The organism is Olsenella sp. KH1P3, from assembly GCF_900167315.1.
Classification (GTDB): Bacteria; Actinomycetota; Coriobacteriia; order Coriobacteriales; family Atopobiaceae; genus Olsenella_J; species Olsenella_J umbonata_A.
Genome location: NZ_FUWQ01000004.1, coordinates 101,015 through 114,568 on the forward strand (window position 1 = coordinate 101,015; position 13,554 = coordinate 114,568).

Here is a 13,554-nt window from a genome sequence, read left to right on the forward strand (position 1 = left end):
TGCGGCGTGTGCGCGGTATGGATGGCAAGCTCGCGGAAATGGCTAGGCAACGTGACTGACCATGTTTCCAAGGCGAGAAGCGCCTCCGCCCTAGGCCGCGGCACCCTCGCCCCGTGAGGCCAGGACGAGCTTGGAGCTGCCACCGCACATCTTGCCGTGGGCGGCGTTGAGCGCGTCGAGCACTGGCATGAGCGCGTCGAAGTCGGAGGGCGCGTCGGTGAGGACCGCGACGGCGTAGTCGCCGCAATCCGAGAACACGATGCCGTTGTCGGCGGTCGCCGTGGAGGCAAGCCCCTCGTTGGCGGGGTACCAGCCGGGCTTGGACCAGACGGTGTAGCGGTCGCGCAGCAGCCCTCCCCAGGCGGAGTGGTTGGACTGCGCAAGGCATGAGGTCAGAAGGTCAGAGCCCGCCTCGCCGGACGTTCCGAAGCGGTATATCTCCTTCCAGCAGCTCAGCATTCCGTTGGCGCTCATGTGTGGGTAGTTGTAGGTGTAGGCCTCGCGCGCGGACTCGGGGGCGTAGCTCGAGAGCCAGTTGCCCCAGGTACGGTAGCCGTAGGTCTTCAGCAGGCTACGGAAGGCGTCGTTGTCAGAGTTGACGATGCAGCTCTGTATGGTCTCCCCGCTGGCGCTTGCGGCGCTGCCCCCGGTGGTCTCGAGCACGGCCGTGCAGTAGAGCGCCTTGCAGCTGCTCGCGGGATAGAACAGCTTGTCTGCCTGGTAGCTGATGGACCTGCCGGTCGAAAGGTCGACCAAGGCGAAGCCCATGTCGTAGCCGCTCGCGCGAAACGTCGCGACGGCGGACTCGAGGTTCTGATAGGTCGGTGTGTCGACGAATCCCTCGGGCGCGCAGGACGTGATGCCCGCGTCGCTGGTGACGGTGGCCATCGATGCCGCGGCGCCCGTCTCGAGCGGGGTTTTGTCCTCCCCGTCGGCTGCGGCCGGGTTCTCCTTGGGGTCTGCGGCGCCCTTGTCGACCTCGGCGCCTGCGTCCTTCTCGCCCGCCTGCTCCTCTGCGGCGGGTTGGGCGCTTGCGGTCTTTTGGCGGGAAAGGAGCGAGAACAGCGCCTCGCGCGTTGCCGGCGCCGCGAGCGCGCAGACGGCAGCCAGGACAAGCGCTGCCGCCACCGCCTTCGGACGGTTATGCCGTTCGCAAGACGTGCTCTCGCCTGTATTCGCGGGGTCGGTCTTCTGGTTGCGCGCGTGTTTGCCTGACACTTTCGTCCTCGTCTCTGGATGGGGCCGCCTGCCGAATCGAGTATAGCCGCCCTGCGGTCTGCTTGTTTGTTGTCGGGGCAGGGCGACGCCGCGCGGCGCCTCCTTGCGTGAGGTACTCTGGGCTGGAACGAAAACGAGCCGCGACGGTGCCGTCGCACGTCAAAGGGGCGCGCGGCCACCGTCCGAGGCGCCCGGATTCGGATATGAATGATGGATGAGCGCTCCGCATCAGCCCTGCCCATGAAGCTCCTCTCGCCCGCGGGCGGCCCCGAGCAGCTTCGCCAGGCCATTCACTTTGGTGCGGACGAGGTCTACCTTGCGGGCAGCCGCTGGGGCATGCGTGCGCGCAGCAAGAACTTCGACCGCGACCAACTGGTGGCGGCGGTGCGGGAGGCCCATGCGGCGGGCGTGAGCGTGCACCTGACCCTCAACACGATTATGGGCGACGAGGACATCGACGCGCTGCCCGAGTACCTGCACTTTATCGACGAGATAGGTGTCGACGCGGCGATCGCGGCGGACCTAGGGGCCATCTCGCTCCTGCGCGAGCACGCCCCCCACGTCGAGATCCACGCCTCGACGCAGACCTCCATCATGAACGCGCGCGCCGCCGAGGAGTATGCGCGCCTGGGCGCCCGTCGCCTGGTGCTCGCCCGCGAGATGAGCGTCGAGGACGTCGCCCGCCTGCGCGAGCGCCTCTCGCCCGAGCTCGAGATCGAGGTGTTTGCCCACGGCTCGATGTGCATGGCCCTCTCGGGGCGCTGTCTCCTTTCGAGCGAGCTCGTGGGGCGCGAGCGCGGCGCGAACGTGGGCGCCTGCACACAGCCCTGCCGATGGGGCTGGACGCTGGTCGAGGAGTCCCAGCCGGACGTGCGCCGCATGCCCGTCGAATACGACGGGTCTTGGAGCTACATCCTCAGTTCGAACGACCTCTGCATGCTCGACCACCTGGGTGACCTTGCCCAAGCCGGCGTCTCGGCCATCAAGATCGAGGGTCGTGCCAAGGGCGCCTACTACACGGCTTGCGTAACCAACGCCTACCGTCACGTTCTGGATGGCGAGCCCGCCTCCGCCTGGATGGGCGAGCTGGACGCCGTGAGCCATCGTCCGTACTCCACGGGCTTCTTCTACGGCAATCCCACGCAGAACCCGGGGCGCGTGGAGTACGCGCGCGACAGGCTCATGGTTGCCACGGTCGAGAAGTGCGCCCCCCTTGGCGGCGGCAGGGGCTACTCCTGTGAGGTCAGGTGCCGCAACAGAGCAACCTTCGGCTCCATCCTGCAGGTGCTTTCCGCAACGGAGCCTATCAGGGAGTGCTCCCTGGAGGCCGCTGACCATTGGGACGAGGCGACCGGCTCGTGGGAGCCCGTGTCCCAGATGAACCGGGCAATGGATCTCTATCGCGTCGAGCTGCCCTTTGCGGTCGAGCCGCTGGACATACTCTGCCTCAAGTCCGAGTAGGGGCTTCGGCCTGCGTGCCGGGGTGTCCCGGGGCTACATCATGCAGGAAGGGCCGTTCTGCCCGCGGTCGTTGCCGCTGAGCACGTAGCTCGTGCTGGCCTTGCGCATGTTGAGCTCGCGCAGCTCGCACTCGCCCTCGATGTAGGGAAGATAGAACTTGTCGACGGAAGCGGCCTGCGTGCTGGCCCCGTCGCACTCGTCGCCCCACGAGAGGGCCTCCTGCACGATGGCGATGCGCTCTTCTCGCGTGGTGTCCTTGATGAGCTTGCTCTTGTGCATGATTCTCCTTCACTACGATTTTGGTTGCTGGGTCGCGTGTCCCTGGTGGGGCGCTATGCCGCGCGGCGCTCGGTAAGGGCGCGCACGGCAGCCTCCTGCTCAAGCATTCCCCTGCGCAGCATGCCCGCGAGCTCATTTCGAGCGTGCGCGGCCCGTCCCGTGCCGCCGGAACGAGCGGGCAGTTTCAGGTTGACGGCGACGATGCCCGCGGACACGAGCGCGAGGGCAAGGCCCGCGCGCACGGGGTCGATGCTGGCCCTCTCGCCCAGGATGAGGGCGGAGAGTCCGGCGCCGAAGACCGGGTTCATGAAGCCGAAGACCGTGACGCGCGAGACGGGGTTTGCCGAAAGCAGCATCGACCAGAGCGAGTAGGCCGCCGCCGAGATGAACCCCATGTAGACCAGAAGTGCGATGGCCTCAGGGCCGCAGGGGCTCAGGGTTCCGCCCGCGAAGGCCCCCGCGAGCGTGAGTGCCAGGCCGCCTACAAGGAACTGCCAGCCGCTCAGGAGAACCGGGTCGTGGTCCTTGGAGAGGCCCTGGATCAGGCAGGACGAGGTGGCCGCCGCGAATGTCGAGAAGAACACGAGCCCCTCTCCTCCGAGCGAGAGCGTGAACGTGCCACCGGCCTTGACGTTGACCAGGGCGACTCCCGCGAAGCCCACCAGGCAGCCGATGACCTTACGTGGGGTCAGGCGCTCCTGCCTGAAGACGACCGCTGCGAGGATGATGGCCAAAAAGGTGCTGCTGGCCTCTATGATCGAGCTCGACGTGCCGCTCGCGTGCGAGAGGCCGGGGTAGAAGAGCCCGTACTGAAGGATGGTTTGGAACAGCGACAGGCGCGCGATTGCGCTCCAGTCGCGCTTTTTGGGGACGAGTGCCCGTCCGCGTGCGACGCTCATGGCGGCTATCACCATCGTGCCCGCAAGAACGAAGCGCACGCCGGCAAACAGCAGCTGAGATGCCGTGTCCTGCCGGGCGATCGCGAACAGGCCATTGCCGACCTTGGTGCAGGGGAAGGCCGAGCCCCACAGGAAACAGCTGCAGAGCGCAAACAGGAGCACGCCGTGCGTGCTTGAAAGGAATGCGCTGTCGTTCGTTTTCGTGCTGCTGTGGAGGCCGTCGTTCGACGCCATTGGCCGCTCCCCTCGGGCCGATTGCCCTTTTGATTTGCTAGTCACGATTGACTACCTTTGCACTCTTGGGTTTCGAGGGCGATGCCGTTGGCCCTCCGCCCACGAAAACTTAACGCCCGCGTGCCGCTGTCTTTGTTCGGGGCGCGCCGCTGCGTGGGAAAATGGAAAGAATCCGGCCCGCCAGTGGGTCGGGGCGGTGTAGTCTGCAGCAACCCGAGGGGGCATCATGAACTACGACATCAAGGGCGGGGCCTTTCCCGTCGTGCTCTGCAACCTGGCCGACGGCGAGAAGATGATCACCGAAAAGGGCTCCATGGTCTGGATGACGCCCAACATGGAGATGACAACCGTCGGAGGCGGCATCGGCAAGATGTTTGGCAAGGCCTTTTCGGGCGAGAGCATGTTCCAGAACATCTACACCGCTCATGGTGCCGGCATGATCGCCTTTGGCTCGAGCTTCCCCGGAAGAATCGTTCCCATTCAGCTCAGCGGCAACTCCTTTGTCTTGCAGAAGAGCGCGTTTCTGGCGGCCGAGCCGGGCGTGAAGCTCGACATCTTCTTCAACAAGAAGGTTGGCGCCGGCATATTTGGCGGCGAGGGATTCATCATGCAGAAGGTCTCGGGCACGGGCATCGCCTTCGCCGAGATCGACGGTGACCTGATCGAGTACCAGCTCGAGGCGGGCCAGCAGATGGTGGTCGACACCGGCTACGTCGCCGGCTTCGAGTCGACGGTCTCGATTGACATCCAGCAGGTGGCCGGCCTCAAGAACAAGATGCTGGGCGGCGAGGGCTTCTTCAACACCGTCCTCACGGGTCCTGGCCGCATCTGGCTGCAGACGATGCCCATCAGCGGCGTCGCCAGCGCCATCAGGCCGTTCATCCCGTCCAGCTAGCGCGCAACGACCAAGGGCGCACGAGCGTTGCAAAGGGAAGAAGGGCGCCGGTACGCCGACGCCCTTCTCGCCATCTAGCTAAATCGACCGAGTTGCGCGTACCCTATGCGAAGTAGGAGACGCCGCCCTCGAAGAGCTCCTGGTACTTGTTGCCGGGAACGTTGCTGTAGAGGCCGTTGCCGGAGCGCTCGGTGTGTCCCATCTTGCCGAAGACGCGGCCGTCGGGGCTGGTGATGCCCTCGATGGCGAGCACGGAACCGTTGGGGTTCACGCTGAGGTCCATGGAGGGGATGCCGCCCTCGTCGACGTACTGCGTGGCGATCTGGCCCGTCTCGCGCATCTTCTTGAGCAGCTCGTCGGATGCCACGAAGCGACCCTCGCCATGGCTGATCGCGATGGTGTGGACGTCTCCCACGCTGCACTTCGAAAGCCAGGGGGAGGCGTTGCTCGCGACGCGGGTGCGCACCAGGCGGCTCTGGTGACGGCCGATGGTGTTGAAGGTCAGCGTCGGGCAGGTCTCGTCCATCGGGCGGATGTCACCGTAGGGGACGAGGCCCAGCTTGACGAGCGCCTGGAAGCCGTTGCAGATTCCCAGCATCAAACCGTCGCGCTTCTGCAGGAGGTCACGCACCGCCTCGGTGACGGCGGGCGAGCGGAAGAACGCCGTGATGAACTTTGCAGAGCCGTCGGGCTCGTCGCCACCCGAGAAGCCGCCGGGGATCATGATGATCTGGCTCTTGGCGACCTCCTCGACGAAGGCCTTGGTGCTCTCGGCGACGGCATTGGGCGTCAGGTTGTTGATGACGAAGGTCTTTGCCTCGGCGCCCACGCGCTCGAAGGCGGCGGCGGAGTCGTACTCGCAGTTGTTGCCGGGGAAGACCGGAATGACCACGCGGGGCTCGGGAATCTTTACCAGCGGAGAAATGCGCTGGACTCCCTTGGCGGCAACGTCGAAGTCGATGGTCTCGACCTTCTCGCCGGCGCCGCGGTAGGGGAAGACGCCCTCGATGCCCTGCTCCCAGGCCTCCTGCAGCTTGCCGAGGTCAAGCACTTCTCCCTTGGCCCACATCTTGAACTCTGCAGAGGTGCCACCCAGGTCCACGACGTCGAAGTCGGCAGACCCCTTAGGCATGTACGTGCAGTCGGTGGTCTCGATCACGAAGCTGCCGTAGGCGAGCTTGAAGAGCTCGTCGACGTCGAACTCGTTGGTCAGGCCGAAGCCGATCTGGTTGCCCACGGACATCTTGAACAGCGACTCGGCGAGGCAGCCATAGCCCGGCGTTGAGACCGCGAGTGCGTCGTGGTCGCCAATGCGCTGCTCGACGAAGTCGAGGACCTTGAGGAAGGAGCCTGCCTCAGGGGTGATGCCGTCGGCAAGGTAGTGGGGCTTGACCAGCCAGAGCTTGCTGTCCTTGTGCTTGAACTCGGGTGAGGTGATGCGGTCCAGCTTGCCCACGGCCGTCGCAAAGGAGACCAGGGTTGGCGGGACGTCGAGGTCCTCGAACGAGCCGGACATGGAGTCCTTGCCGCCGATGGAGCCGATGCCCAGGTCGAGCTGGGCTATGAGTGCACCCAGGACGGCGGCCGCGGGCTTGCCCCAGCGCTCGGGCTCCTGGCGCAGCTTCTCGAAGTACTCCTGGAAGGTCAGGTAGGCATTCTTGTGCTCGAGGCCGGCCGCGACGAGCTTGGCGACGGACTCGACGACGGAGAGGTAGGCGCCCGTGAACTGGTTGGCGCTCATGAGGTACGGGTTGAAGCCCCAGGCCATGCCGGAGACCGTGGTGGTCTCGCCGAACACGGGGAGCTTGGCGACCATGGCCATGCTGGGGGTCAGCTGCTTCCTGCCGCCGAAGGGCATCAGGACGGTCGCGGCGCCGATGGTGGAGTCGAAGCGCTCGGAGAGGCCCTTGTTGGAGGCGACGTTGAGGTCGCGGACGAGGGAGGCCATCTTCTGTTCGAGCGTGTCGCCGGGCCATTCGGGAGCGTAGCTGCCCTGTGCCTCGATGTGGACGTCCTGGTGCTTGGAGGCGCCGTTGGAGTCCAGGAACTCGCGGCTGACGTCACAGATGGTCTTGCCCTCCCAGACCATCTTGAGGCGAGGCTCCTTGGTGACCTCTGCGACGACGGTTGCCTCGAGGTTCTCCTCCTTGGCATAGCCCATGAACTCCGCGACGTCCTTGGGGTCGAGGGCGACGGCCATGCGCTCCTGGGACTCGCTGATGGCGAGCTCGGTGCCGTCGAGGCCCTCGTACTTCTTGGGAACCTTGTTCAGGTCGATGAAGAGGCCGTCGGCCAGCTCACCGATGGCGACCGAGACGCCGCCCGCGCCGAAGTCGTTGCAGCGCTTGATGAGCTTGCAGGCGTCCTCTCGGCGGAACAGGCGCTGGAGCTTGCGCTCGGTCGGGGCGTTGCCCTTCTGGACCTCGGCGCCGTCCTTCTCGAGGGATTCGACGTTGTGTGCCTTGGAGGAGCCGGTTGCGCCGCCGATGCCGTCACGGCCGGTGCGGCCGCCAAGCAGGACGATCTGGTCGCCGGGCTTGGGGCACTCGCGACGTACGTGGCTTGCGGGGGTGGCGCCCACGACGGCGCCGATCTCCATGCGCTTGGCGATGTAGCCGGGGTGGTAGAGCTCACTCACCTGTCCGGTCGCCAGGCCGATCTGGTTGCCATAGCTCGAGTAGCCCGCGGCTGCGGTGCGGACGAGCTTGCGCTGGGGTAGCTTGCCCTCCATCGTCTCGCTGACGGGAACGGTGGGGTCGGCGGCACCGGTTACGCGCATGGCCTGGTAGACGTAGGAGCGGCCGGACAGCGGGTCGCGGATTGCGCCGCCGATGCAGGTTGCCGCGCCGCCGAAGGGTTCGATCTCGGTGGGGTGGTTGTGGGTCTCGTTCTTGAAGAGGAAGAGCCAGTCCTGGTCCTCGCCGTTGACGTCGACCTTGACCTTGACGGTGCAGGCGTTGATCTCCTCGGACTCGTCGAGGTTCTTGAGGATTCCCTCCTTCTTGAGGTACTTGGCTCCGATGGTGCCCATGTCCATCAGGGTGACGGGCTTCTTGCCGCGACGCAGTGCCTTGCGCACCTTGAGGTAGCGCTCGAAGGCCTGCTTGACGACCTCGTCGTCAATCGTGACGTTCTCGAGCTCGGTGCCGAAGGTGGTGTGACGGCAGTGGTCGGACCAGTACGTGTCGATCATCTTGATCTCGGTGATGGTCGGGTCGCGCTTCTCGCTCTTGAAGTAGTCCTTGCAGAACTGGATGTCTGCCAGGTCCATGGCGAGACCGCGTTCTTCTATGAAGGCAGCCAGCTGCTTCTTGGTCATCTTTCGGAAGCCGTCGAGTGTTTCGACCATGCCTGGCTTGGGGTAGTTGACCTTGAGGGTCTTGCGCACTTCGAGCGAGGCCTCGCGCGCCTCGACGGGGTTGATGACGTAGCGCTTGATGGCCTCGACGTCGGCGGAGGAGAGCTCGCCTTGCAGGTAGTAGAGCTTTGCGGAGGCAACCACGGGGCGTTCGCCCTGGCTGATCAGCTGGATGCACTCGCTTGCGGAGTCTGCGCGCTGGTCAAACTGGCCGGGGAGGAACTCCACGGCGAAAACCTCGACCCCCTTGGCGGCCTTGGGCATGCTGGTGGTTGCCGTGTCGGACTGCGGTTCGCTAAAGACGGTGGGGATGCACTGCTCGAAGAGCTTCTTGGTGATGCCTTCCACGTCGTAGCGGTTGACGACGCGAAGTCCCTCGAGGCCCTTGATGCCCAGTGTGTGGCGCAGCTCGTGGCGCAGCTGCTGCGCCTCGACGTCAAACCCCGGCTTCTTCTCGACGTACACGCGTGAGACCATTGTTCACTACCCTTTCCCATGAGAGCTCGGTGGTCGTACTTGTGGCGTCGTGCGCGTCGGCGCACGCCGTTTTTTATGATACGGCGAACCTCTGGCTATCGGTGCTTTTGCCGTGCAATTCACTTACAGACTGAAATAAATCTCATTCATTATCTTCACGATTGCGACCCTCTTGGGACGGGGCGCTTTGGAGGGGGGTTAATGTCCGGCGTGCTTGATAGAATCGTCTGGACACATGAGGCTGCGCTTCGCGCGCGGCGAGGGAGGTGACGTCCGTGAGGCTGCTGCACATTGCGGACCTTCACATAGGCAAGCGCGTCTGCGAGTATTCGATGCTCGAGGACCAGCGCTACGTTCTGCGGGGACTGCTCGACCTGCTTAAGCGGGAGGAGTCGGTGGGGCGAGGGATTGACGCCCTCCTCGTTGCGGGTGACCTGTATGACAAGGCCCAGCCCAGCGCCGAGGCGGTCCAGCTGATGAGCGAGTTCCTCTCGGGCGTTGCGTCGGCCGGGGTGCCGGCCGTCGTCATTCCCGGGAACCATGACTCTGCGGAACGCGTGTCCTATGCGGGGGACTTCCTCGCGCAGCAGAACGTCTACGTATCGGGAGCGTATCGCGGAAACGTTGAGCCCGTCGTGCTGAATGACGAGTTCGGCCCCGTCAGCATCTGGCCCATCCCCTTCGTCCGCCCGGCCGACGTGCGCGCGGTCCTGCCGGAGGCCAAGATCGAGAGCTACGACGACGCACTCCGTGCGCTTGTGGAGTCGCTTCCCGTGGACCCCTCGCGGCGCAACGTCGCCGTGACCCATCAGTTCGTGACGGCAACGGGGTCCGCCGTAGACAGGAGCGACTCAGAGGTGTCCGTGGGCGGACTCGACAACGTTGACGTCGACGTGTTCGACGCGTTCGACTACGTTGCGGTTGGGCACGTGCATCGTCCCCAGCGCATAGGCCGCGAGGCCGCGCGCTATGCCGGCTCGCTGCTCAAGTACTCGCTATCCGAGGCGGACTACGACAAGTCGGCCGTCTCGGTGACCATGGGCGCCAAGGGAGAAGAGCCCGGCATCGAGCTTGTGCCCCTGAAGCCCCTGCATGATCTCCGACGCATAAAGGGCCCCTTGAATGAGCTCGTGTCCGACCGGGTGGTCGCCGCGGCCGATTCGCAGGACTACCTGCACGTCGTCCTTACCGACGAGCATCCTGTCGCCAACGCCATGGCCCGCCTGCGTGAGGCCTATCCCAACGTCATGAACATCGAATACGACAATGCCCGCACACGCGCCGCTGGCGTGGCCGCAGATGCTGCCGCCCCGGATGACAACCTCGATCCGTTCGAGCTCTTTTGCGACTTCTACAAGTCTCAGAACGGTGAGGGGCTCTCGGAGCTCCAGCGCAAGGTCGTGACAGATGAGCTTCAGTCTGCGGGGGTGATGTAGCATGCGTCCCACCCTGCTGACCATGAGCGCCTTCGGCCCCTATGCAAAGAAGACCGCAATCGACTTCGCGAGTCTTGGCAGCGATGGTCTGTACCTCATCTGCGGTGACACCGGCGCCGGCAAGACTACGATCTTCGACGCCATTGCCTTTGCCCTGTACGGAGAGGCCACGGGCTCGTACCGGAAGACCGACTCACTCCGAAGCGACTTTGCGGATGGTGCAACGCCCACCTACGTTGAGCTCGAGTTCTCTCATCGGGGGAAGCGCTACCGGGTTCGTCGCAACCCGCAGTACGAGCGTCCGGCCAAGCGGGGGAGCGGAATTGCCACCGAGCACGCGAACGCGGAGCTCGAAGAGCTCGACAATCCCGAGGCAAAGGTCCTGACGCGCGTGACCGACGTCAACAACAAGGTCGGTGAGCTGCTGGGAATCGACCGCGCGCAGTTCTCCCAGATCGTCATGATCGCCCAGGGGGACTTCCGCAAGCTGCTGGCGGCGGGCACCTCGGATCGCGGAGAAATCCTGCGCAAGCTGTTCGGAACCGAGCCCTACCAGCGCTTCGCATACGCCCTGGACGACCGGCGCAAGAGGCTTCGTGGGGAAAACGGCGAGGTGAACAACCAAATCAAGGGGGCATGCTCGGCCGTCAGGGTCGGTGGCTCTGAGGACCGGGCCCAGAGGCTCGAGGCGCTGAGCGAGTCTGCCGCGCCCAATGCGGAGGCCCTCCTGGGCCTTATCGAGGAACAGACGAAAGCCGACGCTCCCGTGCTGGAGCGCCTTCGCGCGGAGGGGAAAGAGCTCGACGGCCAGCGCTCCGCCTTGTCAACCCTGCTTGATCGCGCCCGTCGCGCGGAGGGGCTGGAGAGGAAGGTCGAGGAGATAAGGGGGCAGCTCGGCCCCGCCGGCGAGGCGGTGGAGAACCGCGCGAGGGAGCTTGCTGCCTGGCAGGAGCACTCGGGAAAGGCCAGGGAGTTTACGGAAGCCGCCGCGCGGCTGCGCGACCAGCTCGTCCGCTATGACGAGCTCGATCGCGAACGCGCGAAGGAGGCAGAACTGCGCAAGGGCCTCGAGACCGCTGACGCCGTCCTTGGAGGCGTGCAGAAGAATCTCGACTTGGTTTGCCGGGACCTCGAGAAGATGAAGGCGCGCAGAGGGGACCTCGAGGAGGCCCCGCAGAACCTGGTTAGGGCGGAGGCCGTTCGCGGCAACGCCCAACGCAAGATGAGCGATGCCCAGAAGGTCCTCGAGTCCTGCAACGAGCTTGCGCGTCGCGAGGGCGAGCTTGGACAGCTTGGAGACAAGGCGAAAAATGCCGCTGACGAGCTGCTCACTGGCGAGGTCGCCCTGGGCGAGGCCGCCAAGGCGGTTGAGGCGCTCGAGGTGCGTCGCAAGGAGCTTTCGGATGCGCCGGCCTTGGCCGCCAAGTGCAAAGCGACCGTCGACGACCTCGAAAAGCGGAAGGTTGCCGTGGAGGAAGATTGCGACGAGCTCAGACGCCGTGCCGCCATGGCAGAGGAAGCGGGGAAGTCGGCTGAGCTGGCCAAGGGGGCCTACGTCGTTGCCGTGCGTGAGTACCATGAGGCAAGCTCGAGGGCGGCTGACCTCGAGGGGGCGTTTCTCGATGCGCGGGCAGGCATCCTTGCCCGCGACCTGAGCGAGGGAAGCCCCTGTCCGGTCTGTGGCTCAACGTCGCATCCTCACCCCGCCCAACTTGGGGAGTTTGCTCCAACGGAGGCCGACGTGCGGTCTGCACGGGAGGCCTCGAGCGAGAGCCGCGACAGGATGGATGAGGCCTCCAGGCGCTCGGGAGAGGCGAAGGCAAGGCGTGAGTCCGCAGAGAACGAGCTCAAGGCGCTGGTCGAGCGCGTAGGAACTCTCGACGTCGTGGAAAGCCGCTTGGAGCAGTTGGGCAAAGACCTCGAAAAGGCCAAGAGGGACTTGAGCGGTTCCGAGGAGCGTGCCAAGGAACTTGCGCAGGCGGAACGCGACCTGTCCTCTGCGCGAGACGCTTCAGACGCGGCGGCCGCCTGCCTGGAGGAGTTGCGCAAGGCGAGTGCCGCGGCGTCCAATGAGCTGGCGGCCGCGTCCGCCTCTTGCGAGGAGTTCAGGGCGAGTCTCAACCTTCCGGATGTCAGCCGTGCTCGCGAGCAGGCGGACACCGCGAAATGGGAGCTGGAGCAAGCCGGGAGGGATGTCGACTCCGCCCGCGCCCGCGTCAACGAGCTCGACGACCTGTCCAAGAAGATGACGGATTTGGAGTCCCGGAAAGCTCAGCTTGAGGGCAGACATAAGAGGGCCGCATCGGAGCAGGCGGGGGCGCGCGAAGCGTTGAGCGCGTCCTCGGCCAAGGTCAAGACCCTTGCCGATGGCCTTGAGTTTGAAAGTGGCGTCGCCGCCAAGGCCGAGGCGGACCGCCTCGAGGGGCGGGGACTCCGCATCACGGAAGGCATTGAGGCAGCGCGCAAGGCTCTTGTGGATGCCGAGTCCGGTAGGGACAAACTTTTGGAGAGGGCGAAGACTCTGTCCGGACAGATAGATGAACTGCGCAAATCGGATGGTCAATCCGTTGAAGAGGTCACTTCGAAGCTGGATGAAGTCGGCGCCCGGCATAGTGAGGTTGAGGATGCCATAACGAGCCTGACCGCGCGGGCTGCGGCAAACGCCAGCGCAAAAGAGGCACTGGAGGCGCTGGGGGAGCGAGCGCGAAAGATTGCCGACCAATATGGCGAGATAGAAACGCTCGCCAAGACTGCGACGGGGCAACTGAGCGGCAAGGAGCGCCTGAGCTTCGAGACGTATCTTCAGGCACGCTGGTTCGATCGCGTCATAGCGGCAGCCAACGGGCGCTTCTCGGTTATGACCAACGGTCGTTTCGAGCTGGAACGTCAGAAGGGGCAGCGGAGCGGCTCGGCCCAATCAGGTCTCGGCCTGGACGTGCGTGATACGTTTACGGGCAAACCCCGCCCGGCTTCCTCGCTTTCGGGCGGAGAATCGTTCAAGGCGTCCCTGGCGCTGGCACTTGGACTGTCTGACGTGGTGCAGGCGGCTGCGGGCGGAATCCAGCTGGACGCCATGTTCGTGGACGAGGGCTTCGGCACGTTGGACGAGGAGTCCCTGGCCCTCGCCGTCAGGACGCTGACGGAGCTGTCTGGCCCTGACAAATTGGTCGGAATCATCAGCCACGTCGAGGAGCTTCGTTCGTCGATTGATCGCAAGATCGTCGTCGAGGCGGGTCGCGAGGGGTCGAAGGTCCGCATCGAGGGCGTCGCTGGCTGAGTTCGGTGCGCGCAGAGTGA

The 13,554-nt window shown here is 65.0% G+C and carries 8 protein-coding genes; 4 read left to right on the forward strand and 4 right to left on the reverse strand.

What is annotated here, in order from left to right:
* Positions 1–90: 90 nt before the first annotated feature.
* Entirely contained in the window at positions 91–1,218 is a 1,128-nt protein-coding gene (locus B5D13_RS06455; RefSeq protein ID WP_143327758.1) for a serine hydrolase, read from the reverse strand.
* Positions 1,219–1,425: 207 nt separating this feature from the next.
* Here B5D13_RS06455 and B5D13_RS06460 point away from each other — a divergent pair, with 207 nt between their 5' ends.
* Positions 1,426–2,679: a peptidase U32 family protein gene (locus B5D13_RS06460; RefSeq protein WP_078687501.1), complete on the forward strand. Its 1,254-nt coding sequence runs from the start codon at positions 1,426–1,428 to the stop codon at positions 2,677–2,679.
* Between the two features lie 33 nt (positions 2,680–2,712).
* Here the strand turns inward: B5D13_RS06460 and B5D13_RS06465 are convergent, their stop codons facing one another.
* Positions 2,713–2,958: a hypothetical protein gene (locus tag B5D13_RS06465; RefSeq protein ID WP_078687502.1), complete on the reverse strand. Its 246-nt coding sequence runs from the start codon at positions 2,956–2,958 to the stop codon at positions 2,713–2,715.
* Between the two features lie 53 nt (positions 2,959–3,011).
* On the reverse strand, positions 3,012–4,091 hold the full coding sequence (locus tag B5D13_RS06470) for a DMT family transporter (RefSeq protein WP_078687503.1): 1,080 nt from the start codon (positions 4,089–4,091) through the stop codon (positions 3,012–3,014).
* Positions 4,092–4,317: 226 nt separating this feature from the next.
* On the opposite strand from B5D13_RS06470, the gene B5D13_RS06475 reads away from it, so the two are divergent.
* Positions 4,318–4,986: a TIGR00266 family protein gene (locus tag B5D13_RS06475; protein ID WP_078687504.1), complete on the forward strand. Its 669-nt coding sequence runs from the start codon at positions 4,318–4,320 to the stop codon at positions 4,984–4,986.
* 103 nt (positions 4,987–5,089) lie between these two features.
* On the opposite strand, the gene B5D13_RS06480 is transcribed toward B5D13_RS06475, so the two are convergent.
* The gene (locus B5D13_RS06480; RefSeq protein ID WP_078687505.1) at positions 5,090–8,821 is read right to left on the reverse strand and encodes a phosphoribosylformylglycinamidine synthase; all 3,732 of its coding nucleotides are present in this window, start codon (positions 8,819–8,821) and stop codon (positions 5,090–5,092) included.
* Positions 8,822–9,096: 275 nt separating this feature from the next.
* Here B5D13_RS06480 and B5D13_RS06485 point away from each other — a divergent pair, with 275 nt between their 5' ends.
* Positions 9,097–10,257 (forward strand): exonuclease SbcCD subunit D, encoded by a 1,161-nt coding sequence (locus B5D13_RS06485; RefSeq protein ID WP_078687506.1) that lies wholly within the window; start codon positions 9,097–9,099, stop codon positions 10,255–10,257.
* Position 10,258: 1 nt separating this feature from the next.
* Positions 10,259–13,534 carry an AAA family ATPase gene (locus B5D13_RS06490; protein ID WP_078687507.1) on the forward strand — a complete coding sequence of 1,092 codons (3,276 nt, stop codon included), beginning with the start codon at positions 10,259–10,261 and terminating at the stop codon, positions 13,532–13,534.
* Positions 13,535–13,554: the final 20 nt, after the last annotated feature.

Coding starts and splice junctions, on each gene's coding strand:
- B5D13_RS06460 (WP_078687501.1), top strand. CDS start 1,426: ATGATGGATGAGCGCTCCGCATCAGCCCTGCCCATGAAGCTCCTCTCG.
- B5D13_RS06465 (WP_078687502.1), bottom strand. CDS start 2,958: ATGCACAAGAGCAAGCTCATCAAGGACACCACGCGAGAAGAGCGCATC.
- B5D13_RS06470 (WP_078687503.1), bottom strand. CDS start 4,091: ATGGCGTCGAACGACGGCCTCCACAGCAGCACGAAAACGAACGACAGC.
- B5D13_RS06475 (WP_078687504.1), top strand. CDS start 4,318: ATGAACTACGACATCAAGGGCGGGGCCTTTCCCGTCGTGCTCTGCAAC.
- B5D13_RS06480 (WP_078687505.1), bottom strand. CDS start 8,821: ATGGTCTCACGCGTGTACGTCGAGAAGAAGCCGGGGTTTGACGTCGAG.
- B5D13_RS06490 (WP_078687507.1), top strand. CDS start 10,259: ATGCGTCCCACCCTGCTGACCATGAGCGCCTTCGGCCCCTATGCAAAG.